This window comes from Bacteroides intestinalis DSM 17393 (assembly GCF_000172175.1).
Classification (GTDB): Bacteria; Bacteroidota; Bacteroidia; order Bacteroidales; family Bacteroidaceae; genus Bacteroides; species Bacteroides intestinalis.
Map to the genome: position 1 here is coordinate 2,828,002 of NZ_ABJL02000008.1, position 19,207 is coordinate 2,847,208.

At 44.0% G+C, this 19,207-nt stretch carries 14 protein-coding genes; 7 read left to right on the forward strand and 7 right to left on the reverse strand.

Annotation, left to right across the window (positions count from 1 at the left end; genetic code table 11):
* Position 1 precedes the first annotated feature (1 nt).
* Positions 2-1,222, reverse strand: coding sequence for a glycoside hydrolase family 88/105 protein (locus BACINT_RS20770; RefSeq protein WP_007666921.1), 1,221 nt, complete (start codon positions 1,220-1,222; stop codon positions 2-4).
* Between the two features lie 300 nt (positions 1,223-1,522).
* Between BACINT_RS20770 and BACINT_RS20775 the strand changes: the two genes are divergently transcribed.
* Complete coding sequence (locus BACINT_RS20775) at positions 1,523-3,040, forward strand: MFS transporter (protein ID WP_007666923.1); 1,518 nt, start codon at positions 1,523-1,525, stop codon at positions 3,038-3,040.
* A gap of 391 nt (positions 3,041-3,431) precedes the next feature.
* Here BACINT_RS20775 and BACINT_RS20780 read toward each other — a convergent pair whose 3' ends face one another.
* The 6 genes from BACINT_RS20780 to BACINT_RS20805 all read right to left on the reverse strand — a co-directional run bounded on the left by BACINT_RS20780 (position 3,432) and on the right by BACINT_RS20805 (position 12,289).
* A complete protein-coding gene (locus BACINT_RS20780) occupies positions 3,432-6,824 on the reverse strand; it encodes a DEAD/DEAH box helicase (RefSeq protein ID WP_007666925.1) in 3,393 nt (1,130 codons plus the stop codon).
* Positions 6,824-7,645, reverse strand: coding sequence for a twin-arginine translocase subunit TatC (gene tatC / locus BACINT_RS20785; protein WP_007666927.1), 822 nt, complete (start codon positions 7,643-7,645; stop codon positions 6,824-6,826). The genes BACINT_RS20780 and tatC overlap by 1 nt, the downstream gene beginning before the upstream one ends.
* 91 nt (positions 7,646-7,736) lie before the next feature.
* Positions 7,737-7,952 (reverse strand): Sec-independent protein translocase subunit TatA/TatB, encoded by a 216-nt coding sequence (locus BACINT_RS20790; RefSeq protein ID WP_021968070.1) that lies wholly within the window; start codon positions 7,950-7,952, stop codon positions 7,737-7,739.
* Positions 7,953-8,052: 100 nt separating this feature from the next.
* Positions 8,053-10,581 carry a bifunctional UDP-N-acetylmuramoyl-tripeptide:D-alanyl-D-alanine ligase/alanine racemase gene (locus BACINT_RS20795; protein WP_007666931.1) on the reverse strand — a complete coding sequence of 843 codons (2,529 nt, stop codon included), beginning with the start codon at positions 10,579-10,581 and terminating at the stop codon, positions 8,053-8,055.
* A complete protein-coding gene (locus BACINT_RS20800) occupies positions 10,557-11,546 on the reverse strand; it encodes a GSCFA domain-containing protein (RefSeq protein WP_007666933.1) in 990 nt (329 codons plus the stop codon). The genes BACINT_RS20795 and BACINT_RS20800 overlap by 25 nt, the downstream gene beginning before the upstream one ends.
* 20 nt (positions 11,547-11,566) lie before the next feature.
* Complete coding sequence (locus BACINT_RS20805) at positions 11,567-12,289, reverse strand: helix-turn-helix domain-containing protein (RefSeq protein ID WP_044155145.1); 723 nt, start codon at positions 12,287-12,289, stop codon at positions 11,567-11,569.
* Between the two features lie 596 nt (positions 12,290-12,885).
* Here BACINT_RS20805 and dxs point away from each other — a divergent pair.
* The 6 genes from dxs (at position 12,886) to BACINT_RS20835 (ending at position 19,203) form a co-directional block, all read left to right on the forward strand.
* Positions 12,886-14,790 (forward strand): 1-deoxy-D-xylulose-5-phosphate synthase, encoded by a 1,905-nt coding sequence (dxs, locus tag BACINT_RS20810; protein WP_044155404.1) that lies wholly within the window; start codon positions 12,886-12,888, stop codon positions 14,788-14,790.
* A complete protein-coding gene (trkA, locus tag BACINT_RS20815; protein ID WP_007666955.1) occupies positions 14,787-16,127 on the forward strand; it encodes a Trk system potassium transporter TrkA in 1,341 nt (446 codons plus the stop codon). The genes dxs and trkA overlap by 4 nt, the downstream gene beginning before the upstream one ends.
* Before the next feature lie 84 nt (positions 16,128-16,211).
* The gene (locus BACINT_RS20820; RefSeq protein WP_007666956.1) at positions 16,212-17,663 is read left to right on the forward strand and encodes a TrkH family potassium uptake protein; all 1,452 of its coding nucleotides are present in this window, start codon (positions 16,212-16,214) and stop codon (positions 17,661-17,663) included.
* Positions 17,664-17,766: 103 nt separating this feature from the next.
* On the forward strand, positions 17,767-18,150 hold the full coding sequence (locus tag BACINT_RS20825; protein WP_044155147.1) for a hypothetical protein: 384 nt from the start codon (positions 17,767-17,769) through the stop codon (positions 18,148-18,150).
* A gap of 112 nt (positions 18,151-18,262) precedes the next feature.
* A complete protein-coding gene (locus BACINT_RS20830; protein ID WP_007666958.1) occupies positions 18,263-18,613 on the forward strand; it encodes an NADH-quinone oxidoreductase subunit A in 351 nt (116 codons plus the stop codon).
* A complete protein-coding gene (locus tag BACINT_RS20835) occupies positions 18,604-19,203 on the forward strand; it encodes an NADH-quinone oxidoreductase subunit B (protein WP_007666959.1) in 600 nt (199 codons plus the stop codon). The genes BACINT_RS20830 and BACINT_RS20835 overlap by 10 nt, the downstream gene beginning before the upstream one ends.
* The last annotated feature ends 4 nt before the right edge of the window (positions 19,204-19,207 follow it).

A 19,207-nucleotide genomic window follows, 5' to 3' on the forward strand; every position in this document is an offset into this window, starting at 1 on the left:
CCTATTTTTGATTAACGATTTCTTTTACTTGCTGCAAACGTTCCCATTCCAAACTTGCCATGATAAATGGACCTACTGCTTTGGGATCATTGCTACGGATTGTCTCATTTATATAATAGGTGTAATCGCCCATACGGTAATTCTTACCGCCTAATCCGGCAACTGCACAAGCTTTCGTAATAGTTACCACACCATCTTTATCTACTTCAATGAAGTTATCGAGAATGCCCTGGTAGCCTTTGAGAGCTACTTTTAGATATGACTTATCAATATATCCTTTACGAACCGCCTTAAACAAAGCATAAACAAACATAGTAGAACAAGAAGACTCCAAATAGTTTCCCTTCTCACCGCTTTTATCCAGTACCTGATACCACAGTCCTGTCTTTGGATCCTGTATACGCTTCACCTGTGCAGCAATATTGTTCAAGATAACCAGCATGGAATCACGACCAGCTTCATGTTTCGGAATAAAATCCAACGCATCTACAAATGCCATTGCATACCAGCCCATAGCACGTCCCCAGCTATGCTGAGACTGTCCGGTGACAGGATCTGCCCAACGTTCCTTGCGACTGACGTCACAGGCATGACGGTAAAGACCGTTCTTGGGGTCATAAGTATGGCGGGCTACTGTAATAAACTGATTGACAATATCCTGATAATCCTGTACACGGTTGTTACGAAAAGCATATTCGGCATAGAAAGGTGCTCCCATATAAATGCCATCCAGCCACATCTGATTGGGATAAACTTTCTTATGCCAGAAACCTCCATCCTCATTGCGCGGATGGGTATTGAGCTGGCTACGCAACAGGTCTATAGCTTTCTTATATTTCTCATCTTTCGTCTGTTCATAAATACGAAACAGGAATTTACCAGAGTTCAGACGGTCAATGTTATATTCATGCAATTTATAAGTCTCGATGCTTCCATCATTGTGTATCATTGTGTCTGCGTAAGCCAACGCATAGTCGAATATCTTTTTATCTCCATAAGTATCATACACATCCAACATAGCCTGCAATTCCAGTCCATGACAATAGTCCCATTTCAATTTGGGTTGGAAATCCAACTGCCAGGATTCTGGGCAACGAATCATCTCTGACTCTACCATACGCACCGACCAGGGTTGCTTATCACTAACTTTCTGGGCGGACAACTGGGTAGAGCAAATTAGCGCTCCCATTACAAAAGTTTTACAAAGTAGATTATTCATCATTCTATTCTTGTTTTTAGGTATATAGATTATATTAAGTAATGTGACAAAGATAGCGGTTCTCACCTAAAACGTTGTGTACTTTTCGACCGAAATGGTGCATTATTTATTTTCGTCCTCTACAATCTTATTTTTTCGTGTACGAGAACGAGCAATTTCGTGCGCGATAACGAGTTTTTTGCCATTTATTTGCATTTCGAACAAAAATTGCAGGAAATTAGACGAAAAAAGTATTGATATACATCAAATAATGTGTATTTTTGGCCCCAGAAATAAGAATTAATAATTTTAAATCAACGTATCATGAGTTTAAATCAAAATGCAGTGGGAAAGATGACCAACTACAGGTGGACCATCTGTGCCATGTTATTTTTTGCGACAACAGTAAACTACCTTGACCGCCAAGTGCTGTCATTGACGTGGGATGAATTTATCAAACCCGAATTCCATTGGGACGAATCACACTATGGAACAATCACTTCTGTTTTCTCTATTGTTTATGCAGTCTGCATGTTGTTTGCAGGTCGCTTCATCGACTGGATGGGAACTAAGAAAGGATTTCTTTGGGCTATCGGTGTATGGTCGGCAGGTGCCTGTCTCCACGCTTTCTGTGGTATCGTAACCGAGCACTTCGTAGGTCTGCACAGTGCAGCCGAATTAATGGGTGCTACCGGTGATGTTGTGGTAACCATTGCTACAATTAGTATGTACTGCTTCCTTGCAGCCCGTTGCGTATTGGCACTCGGTGAGGCCGGTAACTTCCCTGCGGCTATCAAAGTAACTGCCGAGTATTTCCCTAAGAAAGACCGTGCGTATGCTACTTCAATCTTTAATGCCGGTGCTTCTATCGGTGCTTTGGTTGCTCCGTTGACTATTCCTTTGCTGGCTAAAGCATGGGGTTGGGAAATGGCTTTCATTGTAATTGGTGGTCTCGGCTTTATCTGGATGGGCTTCTGGGTATTCATGTACTCTAAACCTTCAGAAAGCAAACACGTAAACAAAGCCGAACTGGAATATATCGAACAGGACAAGCATGAAGAAGGTGCTGCTCCGGTAGTAGAAGAAAAAGACGAAAAGAAGATGAAATTCTGGCAATGCTTCAGCTATAAACAAACCTGGGCATTCGCTTTCGGTAAATTTATGACTGACGGTGTATGGTGGTTCTTCCTGTTCTGGACTCCTTCCTATCTGAATACTCAATTTGGCATCAAAACTTCCGAGGGATTGGGTATTGCACTGATCTTTACCCTATATGCCATTACGATGCTTTCAATCTATGGTGGTAAATTACCTACTATCATCATCAACAGAACCGGTTTGAACCCATATGCAGCACGTATGCGTGCTATGTTGATTTTCGCATTCTTCCCGCTGGTAGTACTGTTGGCACAACCTCTGGGCACTATCTCTCCATGGTTGCCGGTTATCATGATCGGTATCGGTGGTGCAGCTCACCAATCCTGGTCTGCTAATATCTTCTCTACTGTAAGTGATATGTTCCCAAGAGCAGCTATTGCAAGTATCACGGGTATTGGTGGTATGGCCGGTGGTTTCGGTTCAATGATTCTGCAGAAAGTAGCAGGTAATCTCTTCGTATATTCATCAGGAAGTACAATAGTAGATGGAAAAGAAGTAGAAATGACTCATGATTTGCTGGAACAAGGTGCACAGTTTGTACGTCCTGCCATGGAATTTATGGGCTTCTCCGGTAAACCTGCAGGATACTTCATTATTTTCTGTGTATGTGCGGTGGCTTACCTAATCGGTTGGATTGTAATGAAGGCTTTGGTACCTAAATACAAACCTATCGTACTGGAATAATAATATTATAAGTTTATAATAGAATAAACAATGAAAAAGGTGCTCAGCGATGGGCACCTTTTTTAGTATAATATAAAAAGTATGGGCACAAAAAAAGCCCCTTCTCACGAAGCGACTCTCTTCTGCACTCTCCTGCTAAAACCACACAAACCTCAGTGCCCACTTTAGCAAATTACACCTCCAAACGGTTCATGAGAAATACAGGAGCGCAAAATTTTAAGATGAAAAAAAGGGAAGTCTCACGACTTCCACAATTCTTCTAACCTTAAATCTAAATCTCTATGAAAAAAACGTTCGGCAAAGATAGCCGTTTATTCCATTCGGAGATATTAATAAAAGATATAAAGATTTGAGGAACATTTAAGATTTACTAAATGGAATTGGTAAAGCTTTATAAAACCGTATCGAGCAGATCGGCGTAGATAGGATTTTGTCGTAACAAGTAAGGCACCCCTGTCATAAATAGCTGCTTGCGGGCACGGGTGAGCGCAACGTTTAGTTTCCGGTCAATCCATACTCCTCTTTCTTCCGTAAGGTTGGCAAGAAATTTCAGTTGATAAGTACGGTTCACACAGAAAGAATAAATAATCACATCCCTCTCACTTCCCTGGAAACGTTCTACGGTGTCCACTAGGATATCATTCAAAACAGGAATACCCAAAGCAGCTATTTCTCTCTTTATAAGGGCTATCTGGCTACGATAAGGAGTGATAACGCCTAAAGTCAAAGCAGAATGAAAGCCGGAACCGCTTGCCTCATACTGTCGGTAAACGGCAGCAGCCAACCGCGCTGTAAGCTGTGCTTCGGAATGGTTTATCTTCGCTGATTGTAAAGGAGTCTCCGGCACCGAGGGAAGAAAAGCTACCCGACTCACCAATACATCAGCAAATTCATCACTCTCCAGTCCCGGAGCAAGTACAAGTTCACCTTGCTGATGCGGCAAACCGACCGCTTCCAGTAATCCGCCATAAAAAGCATGATTAGGGAACCGGGCTACTTCCACATTCATACGTCCCTGTCGGCAAAGCATATCGTAGAAACGCTGAGTGGTTGGTGACGAGTGATTGGCGGAGACTGTACGATAGAGACGTTCGAACAGAGAATCTTTCAGGTTGTACAAACCGATACTCTGTAGGCATTCTTCACACACTTCAGATTGCGATTCGGATTGAAGAACAACGGCAGGCAGTTGTTTATGATCGCCGATAAGAATAAACTTACCGATGGTATTGTTACCAGCTACATTTCGTGCACAAAGAAGTCCTAACAGTTGTGGCTCCAATATCTGGGTAGCCTCATCCACAATAGCCACATCAAAAGTCTTCAGACGAAACATATCCGTTTTAGATGAGAAGGTAGCAACAGTACCAACGAAAACACGACAACCTTCTATGCATGCGTGTACTTCACGACGTGTAGAACAGGCTTCCAGCACATTCTCTATTAATCGGGAACGGAAAGAAGGATCGCAAGAGAGCTCACTTCCGATACGAATAAAATCAATCTCAGGCGTTATTACAGAAAGGGTTTTGCAGATCTCATCCACTGCACGATTTGTATATGAAAGTAACAATATCTGTTTCCCTTCACGATAGAAAGCTTCTACCATACCACGCAAAGCACGGGAAGTCTTTCCAGTACCCGGAGGACCTATCAAAAGAAAATAATCCCTGGCTGCCTGTGCCTTCAGGGTAATGCGGGAAAAATCATCGGAAGCAGCTGCAATACGGGCATCAAAAGAAGTATCAAAATCCGGTTCACGCTGAGACAGCAATAAATCCCGGCGATCCTTGTTGGCGGAAAGGAAAGCGGAAAGTCCCAGATACATGCTGCGGAAAGAAGTATCCATATAATCGTGCTCTATGGCATAGCAACTATCCAGAGGAAGCACAGAAGTATTTTGTTGCGAAGCACGAAGACGGATACGGATATCCCGGTCGGTGATTCGCTCTATATTCCCTTTGAATACCATCTTATTGGTTACATTGTCCGTATCTTGATTGCGTTGATAGAGGACAATGGCGTCACCCTCACGGAAATTCGGTAAAACTTGCAGAGATAAATCATTGACCGGACGTGCCAATACAAGATATGCCTTATGTATATCTGCCGCATGATTCTCTGTGATCGTCAGATCATATAGTATCTCCCCCGCCTCACGCTTTTCTTCAAGTGTGGAAAGCCACAAAGCAGCAGCTCCTGCACGCCCTTCATAATCAATATCACCTGATTTTGAAGTGTACAATTCCTTGGTTATAAAATTGTAGAGTGTATAGAAGTAACATTGTTCCAATGCAGTAAGCATCCGGATACGTTGTGCCACTGCATCGATGGACGGATAAAGATAGCGTTTCCATAACGTGTTATTCAGATGACGCTCATTCAGTGTCTCTGGATTGATAGCTTTCAGGCATTCCGCTGTATAATGAGGACTGTTACGTAATTGCATGCCATATTCATTCGCCACAATCCGGTTGCGAACATCCATCACACGCCGTACCATCGCCCACGATGGACGGGCAGGATATAGCAACGGGTAACGTGTATACAGCAAATATGCCTTTACTCTGCGGTGGTCCATTCCCATAGAATATTCCAGCACTGCCTGATACAATAACATCTGTACCTTATTATTCTCTTTCGGTTCCACCTTGTCCCGGATAGAATACTCATCGGCTTTGCCCGACTTCATTTCTATAAAGGAAGACATATCGCGCTGCATATAGTCCAGACGTCCTTGCAACCCCAGTGCTTCACATATATAGGTAGGTTCCAATACTGCATCTGTTTTATCCAGTTCATAACCGGGAGTCCGGAAAGTTTCAGTCACCGTTTGACGGATATGTTCGAAGTGTCGTTTACAATCGGCAAAGAATTCCTTTTCTTTCTCCTTGTCCAGTAAATCGGCACATGCAGCCAACTCTATGGAATAAGTGCGGAAAGCCTTTTTCATGCAGGATAAATAGTCCGGCTCCTCTTTCGCATAGATCCATTCGTCCAGGAAAAGATTGGCAATATTACCGAGCAAAAGAGGACGTGTATTATCGGGAGATTGCAAACGTGCCAGCAGATAATTGGCCGGATGATGCCCGTAATCTTTAAAACACTCTGCCAGAGCACTGATATCCAACAGATAATCCGGTTCTAAAATAATAAAAGAGGGTGTCAATACACCTGCCTCATCTACAGCTACATTCAATAGATTGACCTGCGCATGGCGCCATAACAATTGACAGGTTTCTGCAAATTCCTCATTCACCTGCGGTACATTATATCGCACCCGTAACGGTTCATCAGCAACGGTATCTACAGGCAATACATATAAATACGTATCATCGGCATATTGAAAACAAACACGCATCCGGCGTACCCGTTCTTTAGCAAGTGGAGAAACGATATAAGTAGCATCCGCACGGGGAAGCAAGCGGTAAAGTTCCGCCGGTATCTCCTCTCCCGTAAGCTTCTTCACAAAGAAAGTCAATGTCTTGATGTCTCTCAACAGATTCTCCCGTGAGGGTTCAGCCAAACGGTTCAGAACAGCATTGGAGGTCAGGCGAAAAGTATGTAAGCGATTTTGTTCCACAACAGACAGTCCGGCTTTCGAGGCTACAAAGCTGATGCGTGCAGACAAGTCAGTCATTTGCAGACTACCGTCCGGCATCTGTGTACGACAAAGACGTTCCAGAAATTCACGAAGTTGACGGTAAGCCGTTGTTAATGGAATATTTTCATCCCGGCAGACAGTAAGTAAGAAGTGATAGTATTCCCGTACCTCTTCCTGCATTATTCCTCCTTATCTTCATCCGCCTCGTCCGTGTCAGTTTTCTTATCCTTAATCATCAGGATACTCAACTCATAGAGCAGATAAAGCGGAATGGAAACCACTGTCAGAGTGAAAGGGTCGCCGGTTGGCGTAATAATAGCTGCGACTATCACAATAATCACCAGTGCATGACGACGGTATTTGCGCAGGAAAGATTTGTGCACCAATCCTAAAAGTGAAAGTAACCAGGTCACCAACGGCAATTCAAAAGCCAGTCCCATACAGAGCACCAGCATCATGAAGTTATCTATGTAAGAATTTAAAGAAATCTGATTCTCGATGGCTGCACTCAGTTCGTAGGTTGAGAGAAAGCGCAACGTCAATGGATAGACCATAAAATACCCCAACAGTACACCGAGGAAAAACATCACCGTACCAATGCATAAAGCTTTCTTCACCCCACGACGCTCGTTAGGGTAAAGAGCAGGACTGATAAACCTCCAGATTTCGAAAAAGATATAAGGCGTAGCCGTCACCACCGACATCCAGAATGCGGTGGACATATGAACAAAGAACGGAGCCGCCAGATTTATATTGATCAGTTTGACGTGAAACTGCTGCGTAAAGAATTCATCGTTAAGATTGAATGTTTTTCCTACGTATCGCAGCACGTCGTAAAAGATGAAATCATTGTGGCAGGGTGCCAACACCACATTATCAAATAACCACGGCATTGCAATAAAATAACCGACTGCAAATACAAACCACACGCCGAGAACGCGAAACAGTACCCGACGCAGTTCGTCCAAATGATCCCAAAAGGTTAGTTCTTTATCTGCCATACTAGTGAAATAGTTACAAGCCACGAACTACAAGTACCTTCGGCATGATAGCGCAGGTACTTGTAGCTCGTAGCTTGTAACCCGTAGCTTATTATTTTTTAGAAGCCGGCTCTTCTATATCCTCCTTTGCCTTATTTATTTCTTCTTTCGCCTCATTCACACCGTCCTTGAAGCTCTTCACGCCTTTACCTAATCCCTTCATCAATTCAGGTATCTTCTTACCACCAAACAACAACAGGATAAGCAAAGCGATAATGACCCATTCGGAACCGCTGGGCAGAAAGCCTAATAAAAGTAAGTTTGTCATATTCATAGTTTTTTAAATTTGTTGCAAATATAATAGTTTCACTACAGATTACACACTTTTACACGGATTAAAACGAAAAGAATAAGGGTAAAACCGAATCTCAGTCCTGATAGTAAACCCTCTTCACCCGTGTAGAAACGCTTGTCAATACTTCGTAAGGAATGGTTTCAAGTACATCGGAAAGCACCGTAATGGGCAGATGATCGCCAAATATCTCTACGATATCCCCCTCTTTACATTCAATATCCGTAACGTCTATCATGCAGACATCCATGCAGATATTACCGACATAAGGTGCACGTTGCCCATTCACCAAACAATATGCATGACCATTGCCTAAGTGACGGTTTAGTCCGTCGGCATATCCGATAGGCAGTGCAGCAATACGTGAATCACGTTTCAGATGCCCTTTGCGACTATATCCAACCGTATCTTCTTCGGGTACCTCCCGTATTTGCAGGATGGTAGTTTTCAGTGTACTTACATTATTTATAATAGTATTATCGATCGGACTGATACCATACAAACCGATGCCCAAACGTACCATATCGAACTGTGCTCCGGGGAAACGCTCAATACCTGCCGAGTTGCAGATGTGACGGAGTATCTTATGCGGAAATGCTGCTTGCAACTGCATAGAGGCTGCTTCAAACATTTCTATCTGTCCACGCGTAAACGCATCAAACTGAGATGCATCACTGCCTACAAGGTGAGAGAATACAGACCGTGCAATGACAGCATTCTGGCTCTTCAACCGTTCTATAAGTCGTGGCATATCCTCGGGGGCAAAGCCCAGACGGTGCATACCCGTATCCAGTTTTATATGAATAGGGAAGTTGGTGATACCTTCTTTTTCCGCCTCCTTAATCAGTGCATCCAGCAAATGGAAGCTGTACACTTCCGGCTCCAGCTTATAATCGAACATAGTCTTGAATGCCGTCATCTCCGGATTCATAATGATAATGCTCGCCGTAATGCCTGCTTTGCGCAGTTCGGAACCTTCGTCGGCCACAGCCACAGCCAGATAGTCGACATGATGTTCCTGTAGTGTCTTGGCAATCTCATACGAGCCTGCACCATACGCAGACGCTTTCACCATGCAGACCATCTTGGTTTCCGGCTTCAGTTTACTACGATAATAATTCAGGTTGGCTATCATGGCTCCGAGATTCACTTCAAGAATCGTTTCGTGTACCTTCTTCTCCAGTTCTTCCGTCAAAGCATCAAAGCCAAACTGACGGGCACCTTTTATCAATATAATTTCATTTTCCAACCGTAGCTCACCACGGGAAATAGCACGCAACAATGCTTCCGTATTAGGATAGAAAGCCTTTTCAATATCAAACCGTGCAGCACACGAAGCAATCTCATTTCCAACACCGATGATGCGCTCAATACCACGACTGTTGATCAACTGCGATACCTTCCGGTAAAGCGTCGGTGCATTCTGGCCCGTTTCCAGTATATCAGAAAGAATGAGTGTACGCTTCAACCCATTGCTTTGCGAGCGACGGTAGAGGAAATCAAGCGCAATGTCCAATGAAGCGAGATCACTGTTATAACTATCATTAATCAATAAGCAACCGTTTTTGCCCTCCTTCACTTCCAAACGCATAGCCACCGGTTCCAGTGTCGTCATGCGCTCCGTAATTTTTTCAGCAGGAAGCATTAGGTAAAGACAGGCAGCCAGGCAGTTCAGCGAATTCTCAATAGAAGCATCGTCAATAAAAGGCAGCATAAAAGTATTATCCATTTCCAGATAACGGTAAGAGATGACGGTACAATCCTCCTTCTTCTCCACCTTACTTATAAACAGAGGACGCTCCATATCTTTCCGGCTCCATGCTATTTCACGGGCACTGAGCATGGACTTGGCCACGCAATTGCTGATAAACTCATCATCGCCGTTATAAATCACCACATCGCAGTTCTTAAACAGAGTCAGCTTCTCCATGCATTTCTCTTGCAGAGAAAAGAAGTTTTCCTGATGAGCACCACCAATATTAGTCAGTATGCCAATGGTTGGCTTGATAATATTCTGTAAGGCACGCATTTCTCCCATCTCAGAAATACCAGCCTCGAAAATAGCAAGCTCAGACTGTTCGTTCATCTGCCAGACAGACAGAGGCACCCCGATCTGAGAATTATAACTGCGAGGCGAACGGACAATTACCCGTTCGGGACTAAGCAACTGATGAAGCCACTCTTTCACAATAGTCTTTCCATTACTGCCTGTAATGCCAATCACAGGAATCTGGAATTGCTCACGATGTTGCTCCGCCAATTTCTGCAAAGCTTTCAACGGATTAGCAACTACTAAAAAGTTGAGTTGGGGTATGAGACTTGACTGCGCATCATCACGTTGTATAGAATCATCTATAATCAATTGTCCATTTTCAATTGCCTTATAAGTTTCTTTGCTAACTACAAAGTTACGGACGCCACGTGAATATAAATCAGGGATATAGCGGGCACCATCATTGCGTTTGGTAGTTAAGGCAAAGAACAAAGTTTCTTCGGGGAAACTCAAGGAACGGCTATCGGTAAGTAACCAGTCTATAGTTGCCGGCGTGTCCCCCACACGTCGTGCACCAATGCGTTCGGCTATTGTTTCAATCGTATATGACATATTTCTTTCTCGTTTTGGAAATCTAAGTACGGGTATTTTTGGTTAAGTCGATCTATTTTTAACACAATTTGTCCTAAAAAACGCTTATACTCCTCTGACTCCGGATGAAAGGGCTTATGAGATAGCGCTTTATTGATATTTTCACTTTCCTGCATAATCTCTAACGCATCTTCCGAGAAGCAAGTCTGCACAAACTTCTCCCATACATAGCGTACCGCCTGGGAGGACGGATGCACCATATCGTCAGCATAAAAACGATAGTCGCGAAGCTCGTCAAGCAAGAGTTCGTAAGCCGGAAAATAAGAGACATGTTCGGGAAAAGAAGCCTGCAACTGGTCGATGGCAAGCAAAAGCGTGGCTTTACTCAATTGATTGGCATGCATTCCATCGCGTATGTGTCGTATAGGACTAACGGTAAGAATCACTTTCAGCTTCGGGTTCCGGGCAATCAGACCGGAGAAAAGGGAAGTATAGTCGGATACAATCTCCTGCACACTGAGTCGGCGACGAATAAAGACAGATTCCGGTTGCTTGTGGCAGTTTGCAACCACATGCCCCGTAATCTTCTGTTCGTACACCCAGGATGTACCAAAAGTCAACATCAGACAATCCAGTTGATGAATGCATTCGTGTGCCGCCAACAAGCGGGCATTGATGCGCTGTAAAGTTTCCTCCATTAAGGGTGAAGAAAAATCTCCATGATGCATGGGGCTGTGCCAGCATTCGCGGAAGAAAAACAAATCTTCTTCCTTATATACCTTACCTGCCACCACCTCACGCAAGGCAGCCGAAATGGACAAGGGATTATAAAGAACCCCAAATGGATTTATATCCGGATGGAATTTAGCATCCACGAGTAAGCTCCCCATGTTGGTAGCAAAACAAGACCCCATCAACAGGAGGTTATCTGCCTGTACAAGAGGTGGCAAACCGGAAGGCAACCCAACGGGAGTAAAGAAATCCATAGATTATGAAAATTAGTATTCTACATCATCATATTCTTCCGGATCGAAAACTTCACAATTGCCATTGCCTGGATAGCTGCAAACGGCACATCCATCGGTTCATGATGCGGATTATAGCTCACCAGCTTAATGCAACCGTCTATTTCCGAACGGTTCACATACTTCACTGCCAAATATTCATCTCCATCAATATTGAATGAAACCAAGTACATCTCACCATAAATGACATTGCTAAAGCTACTGATTTCTTTAAAGCCTACGATATCTCCTGATTTCAGAATGGGATACATACTATCTCCACTGATATAGAGGGCGCCATCACACAAGGGAATGCTGGGAATCTGTATCTTACCTACTACATATTGATGTTTGTTGGCAAGCAGCGTTTTTAGATTGGCAGCAGCAGTGATATCATAAAGCGCTACACTACGATCACCCACCAGATCAGGAGTTTTGGGATTGTGGACGATCTCTACTTCTCCCCTCGCGTACTCGCTATTGCATAATTTTGCCTGATATACAGGACTTCCTTTTCCCAACAATAACCAGTTGTAGTCTACGTCTTTCATCTTGCTCAGCAGCAACGGAAAGTCAGTACTGTTACGCGCAATCCAGTTACTAAGTGTGGAACGCGAAACGCCCAGGTAAGCGGCCAGATCAGCATCAGTCTTAAAGTTCAGTACACGCTTGGCGCGCTTCACTATGTCCGCTACGCTAAATAAGGAATTTTTTTCTTTCTCCATTTGATTTGTGCTAATTAAGTTCCAATGCATTTCTTGTTCGTAGATGCACACTTCTGCATTTCGTAAAATGCTAAAGCTAAGGCTGATTGTTTTCTATACGAAAACCAAGCAATGCATTGCAGCAACAAAAGTAATCAAATTGTTTTAAGAGGACAAACAAAAGCAAGGATAACTCATCCGCCAATCAAAGAATTATGGGAGTTAAGCCGCCGCATCACCACTTTTATCTCTTTTCTCTGCGACGGTTAAGGAAAATCGTAGTAGGCACTTATTCTTTCCACCATGGAGAAAGTTGCTTTCCATCACGGGGAAACTTTCTTTCCACCATGGTGGAAAGAAAAAACCTCCATGGTGGAAAGAATAAGCATTCGGATGGAAAAAGCTAACCGTTGGAAGGGAAAAAACATAAGAATGCCTAAGAAAGAAGTTAGCTATTGCAGTTAATTCATACCTTTCGGATTATGAACAAAGTGTGATAAGGTAAAATACAGATGTACGAAGGTTAAAGAAGCAAGGATTCGCATTTTTTCCCCGAAAAGGAAATGCCCTTCCGTTTTCTTTTACTAATTTTGCAATTTGTAATCCTCAGAACAGAGATGAAGACAGAGACAGCATCATATAACTTGCTAAATTCTATTTCTGACCCGGAAGACCTGCGCAAGCTGAGTGTTGAGCAACTCCCGGAAGTCTGCAAAGAATTGCGGCAGGACATTATAAAAGAAGTTTCGTGTAACCCGGGACACTTTGCAGCCAGTCTGGGGACGGTAGAATTGACCGTCGCCCTGCATTATGTGTTCAATACCCCCTACGACCGTATTGTGTGGGACGTAGGCCATCAGGCGTATGGTCATAAGATACTAACCGGACGCCGGGAAACATTCTCCACAAACAGGAAATTCAAAGGCATTCGTCCTTTCCCTTCTCCCGATGAAAGCGATTATGATACTTTCACCTGCGGACATGCGTCTAATTCCATCTCTGCAGCACTCGGCATGGCCGTAGCAGCAGAAGAAAAAGGAGAAAAAGATCGCCATGTGGTTGCTGTAATAGGCGACGGCAGCATGAGTGGAGGACTGGCTTTTGAAGGATTGAATAACGCCTCTGCAAGCTCCAACAATCTTCTCATTATCCTCAATGATAATGACATGGCCATCGACCGCAGCGTAGGTGGTATGAAGCAATACTTATTCAACCTGACAACTTCGAACCGTTATAACCAACTGCGTTTCAAAATATCCAAGATGTTATTCAAAGTGGGCATTCTTAATGAAGACCGCCGTAAAGCACTCATTCGTTTCGGCAATAGTCTGAAATCGATGGCTGCCCAACAACAGAACATCTTCGAGGGAATGAATATCCGTTATTTCGGTCCCATCAACGGGCATGATGTAAAGAATATCGCCCGCATCCTGCGGGATATCAAAGACATGAAAGGACCGAAAATCCTACATTTACATACGGTCAAAGGAAAAGGATTTGAACCGGCAGAAAAGGCACCGGGTATCTGGCACGCACCGGGTAAGTTTGATCCTGAAACCGGCGAACGCTTTACGGCAGACACTCACAACCTGCCCCCACTCTATCAGGATGTGTTCGGTGAAACCCTTGTGGAACTTGCCGAACAGAACCCACGCATTGTCGGTGTCACTCCCGCCATGCCTACAGGATGCTCTATGAACATGCTGATGAAGGCAATGCCCGACCGTGCCTTTGATGTAGGAATTGCTGAAGGACATGCCGCAACCTTCTCAGGAGGTATGGCAAAAGAGGGAATGCAACCGTTCTGTAATATCTATTCCTCATTCATGCAACGTGCCTATGATAACGTCATCCACGACATAGCCATACTCAAATTGCCCGTCGTACTTTGTCTGGATCGTGCCGGACTGGTAGGCGAAGACGGACCAACGCACCACGGTGTGTTCGACTTAGCTTATTTCCGTCCCATTCCCAATCTAACTATATCATCACCCATGAACGAGCATGAACTGCGCCGCCTCATGTACACGGCACAGTTGCCGGATAAAGGACCGTTCGTCATCCGCTATCCTCGCGGACGTGGTGCGCTGATAGATTGGAAATGCCCATTGGAAGAAATACCCGTCGGCAAAGGACGCAAACTAAAAGATGGCAAAGACCTCGCTATACTCACACTTGGTCCGATAGGTAATATTGCCGCAAAAGCCATCGAACGGGCAGAAAAAGAAAAAGATATATCAATAGCACATTATGACCTGCGTTTCCTTAAGCCGCTGGACGAGGAAATGCTGCATGAAATAGGACACTCATTTTCCCGCATCATCACCATTGAAGATGGCATACGGAAAGGCGGCATGGGTAGTGCCGTCCTGGAATTTATGGCCGACAATGGATATACCCCACACGTACAACGCATAGGTGTGCCTGATACGTTTATAGAACATGGAACAGTACAGGAGTTGTATCACTTGTGTGGTATGGATGAAAAAGGGATATTAGAAAGCATAATAAAGGAGCGATGAAAATTATTATTGCCGGTGCCGGCGCAGTAGGCACACACTTGGCAAAATTGCTGTCCCGCGAAAAGCAGGACATCATATTGATGGACGACAATGAGGAAAGGTTGAGCACTCTCAGTTCTAACTTTGACTTAATGACGGTCACGGCTTCACCTACTTCCATTCAAGGGTTGAAAGAAGTGGGGGCTAAAGAGGCAGATCTCTTTATAGCCGTCACTCCCGACGAGAGCCGTAACATGACCGCATGTATGTTGGCTACCAACCTTGGTGCGAAAAAGACCGTTGCCCGCATTGACAATTACGAATACCTTCTGCCCAAAAATAAAGAATTCTTCAAGAAACTGGGTGTAGATTCATTGATTTACCCGGAAATGCTTGCAGCAAAAGAAATCGTATCTTCCATACGTATGAGTTGGGTACGCCAATGGTGGGAGTTTTGTGGCGGGTCTTTGATACTGATCGGTACCAAAATGCGTGAGAAAGCGGAAATACTGGATATTCCTCTCCACCAACTCGCCGGGACGGATAAACCCTATCACGTAGTAGCCATCAAACGTGGCAACGAGACACTTATTCCGCGTGGTGACGATGTAATTAAACTACATGATATTGTTTATTTCACCACCACCCGTAAATATGTACCCTATATACGCAAGATAGCCGGTAAGGAAGATTATGCCGATGTACGTAACGTAATGATCATGGGTGGAAGCCGCATTGCCGTACGAACCGCACAATATGTACCCGACTATATGCAGGTAAAGATCATAGACAACGACCTGAACCGTTGCAACCGTCTGACGGAGATTCTCGATGATAAAGTTATGATTATCAATGGTGATGGTCGTGATATGGACCTACTGATTGAAGAAGGTCTGAAGAATACGGAAGCTTTCGTAGCACTGACGGACAATTCGGAAACGAATATTCTCTCCTGCCTTGCAGCCAAACGTATGGGCGTCAGCAAAACAGTGGCAGAAGTAGAAAATATAGATTATATAGGCATGGCGGAAAGCCTCGATATCGGTACAGTGATCAATAAGAAGATGATTACTGCCAGTCACATTTATCAAATGATGCTGGATGCTGATGTCAGCAATGTAAAATGTCTTACTTTTGCCAATGCCGACGTTGCAGAATTTACCGTGAAGGCCGATTCTAAAATCACCAAACATCAAGTTAAAGACCTCGGTTTACCAAAGGGAGCTACCATCGGTGGATTAATCCGCCAAGGTGAAGGTGTGGTAGTAACCGGTAATACCCAGATAATACCGGGCGACCACGTAGTAGTGTTCTGCCTGAATATGATGATTAAAAAGATTGAGAAATTCTTTAATTAATTATGAATGATGAATTAGCTGCGCCACACGCTTTGCTACAAAGTCCGTTCATAATTCATAATCTATAATTCATAATTTAATTACGTGATTAACTTTAAGATAGTAATACGGATTATCGGTATTCTCCTGTTGCTTGAAACAGTGATGCTGTTAGCCTGTTCCGGCGTTTCGTTCTATTATCAGGACGAAGCATTGGTAGATTTCTGGGTATCGGCAGGTATCACAGCAGGCGCGGGATTGCTTCTGGCAGCCATGGGCAAGGGAGGAGATCGCCAACTAACACGCAGGGACGGATATGTACTCGTCAGCTTTGCGTGGATAGCATTCTCACTTTTCGGCATGCTGCCATTTTATATCAGCGGATATATACCGAGCATCACCAACGCTTTCTTTGAAACAATGTCCGGCTTCAGCAGTACGGGCGCCACCATATTGGATGACATAGAATCACTGCCCCATGGACTTCTCTTCTGGCGCAGTATGACCCAGTGGATAGGCGGTTTGGGAATTATCATGTTTACCATTGCCATCCTTCCGATATTCGGTGTCAGTGGTTTGCAGGTCTTTGCAGCCGAAGCCAGCGGACCGACACACGATAAAGTACATCCGCGTATAGGCATTACCGCCAAATGGATTTGGAGTATCTATGCAGGCATTACGTGTATTCTTGTCGCCTTACTGATGCTGGGCGGAATGGATTGGTTCGACAGTGTTTGCCACGCATTTGCCACTACCGGCACAGGTGGTTTCTCCACAAAACAAGCCAGTGTGGCTTATTATCAGTCTCCCTACATTGAATATGTAATATCCATCTTCATGTTTATATCCGGCATCAACTTTACGTTATTGTTATTTTTCGTCAACCGGAAATTCAAGAAAGTTATTCATGATGCTGAGTTGAAATGGTATTTCTGGTCGGTAATACTGTTCACCGGCTTAATCGCTGTCATACTCTTCTATTCCAAGCCCATGGGAATGGAAGATGCCTTCCGTAAATCACTGTTCCAGGTTATCTCGCTGCACACCTCTACCGGTTTTGCTACAGATGACTACATGTTATGGCCCGCTGTAACATGGGGATTACTAACCATTGTTATGCTGATGGGAGCCTGTGCAGGAAGCACGACAGGTGGTCTCAAATGTATCCGCATGGTTATTCTCGGCAAAGTAGCGCGTAATGAATTCAAACATATTCTCCATCCGAATGCAGTGTTACCGGTCAGGATTAACAAACAGGTTATTTCACCTTCCGTACAATCTACCGTACTGGCATTCTGCTTTATATATGCAGTTATTATTATCATCAGTGTACTGATCATGATGGGACTGGGTATCGGTTTTGTAGAATCTGTGGGTTGCGTAGTATCCAGTATCGGTAATATGGGTCCCGGATTGGGTGAGACAGGTCCTGCCTTCTCATGGAATGCATTGCCCGATATAGCAAAATGGTTATTAGCTTTCCTCATGCTTCTGGGGCGTCTGGAATTATTCACCGTATTACTGCTTTTTACCCCGGAATTCTGGAGAAGAAGTTGATATAAGGCAAAAAAGTGCTAAAAACAAAGTACTTTGCCAACTCTATATAACAAAATAGCCAATATTTGTTATACATTTGCAGCCGAATGAAAAAAGTAGTTGTATGAGACAGTGCATAAAATACTTCATGATAGTCTTGCTCGGCGTATTATTATACGACAGCGTCGCACAGGCGGCAGGTATATCATGCACTTTCATACGCAATGATGAAGAACGCTGCATCCTATCCCAGGCTCCTACTACTGCCCACAAACAAGATATCCGTAGCATATTATATGACCACTTCTCGTCTATACCTTTATATATGGACAATGTGGACAGTACGCAAGTACCCGGTAACAAGAGTGTCTTGCTATTGCTGAATTATTTTCGAATGTGCTGGCTATCCGATTCTTCAATCGGTGATTCGCCTCTACATACTTCTTTCTATCCTGTACCCGACCCGCTTTCTTACTATGTATTCGGGCTGAGAAAGATTATCATTTGATAAAAAGTCAGGTAGGCCCTATCGCTTACCAAAGTCCGTCGAAGGCAATTCAGAGGTATTGCCTATTTCGACCAACTATCCTATTATATACATCTAAAAGTTAATTAGATTTATGAACTTTACTTTGTTAGTAGTCGTCTTGCTGACGGCAATTGCTTTCGTGGGTATTGTTATCGCATTGTCAAAAGCGATATCACCCCGTTCGTACAATCCACAGAAGATGGAAGCGTACGAGTGTGGTATCCCTACCCGTGGTAAATCATGGATGCAATTCCGGGTAGGTTACTATCTGTTTGCCATCCTGTTCCTGATGTTTGATGTGGAAACAGTATTCCTGTTCCCATGGGCAGTTATTGCCCGTGACCTGGGAATAGCAGGATTACTCAGTATCTTATTTTTCTTACTTATCCTTGTATTGGGACTTGCCTACGCATGGCGGAAAGGAGCATTGGAATGGAAATAAAGAAAAAGCCCAAAATAAAATCTATCCCGTATGAAGAATTTACGGATAATGAAACATTGGAGAAACTCGTTCGCGAACTTAATGCCGGAGGTGCAAACGTCGCCCTCGGAGTATTGGACGATTTCATCAACTGGGGACGTAGTAATTCGCTGTGGCCGCTTACGTTTGCAACAAGTTGTTGCGGTATCGAGTTCATGGCACTGGGTGCCGCGCGCTATGACATGGCGCGTTTCGGATTTGAAGTAGCCCGTGCCAGTCCGCGACAGGCAGATATGATCATGGTATGCGGAACCATTACCAATAAGATGGCGCCTGTACTAAAACGCTTGTACGACCAGATGCCGGATCCTAAATATGTGGTTGCTGTAGGTGGATGTGCTGTTAGTGGGGGACCGTTTAAGAAGTCATACCACGTAGTCAATGGGGTAGATAAAATTCTACCGGTGGATGTGTACATTCCCGGATGCCCTCCCCGCCCGGAAGCATTCTACTATGGTATGATGCAATTGCAACGCAAAGTGAAAATTGAAAAATTCTTCGGTGGAGTAAACAGAAAAGAACCCAAACCGAAAGAGGAGACAGAAAAATAATCAG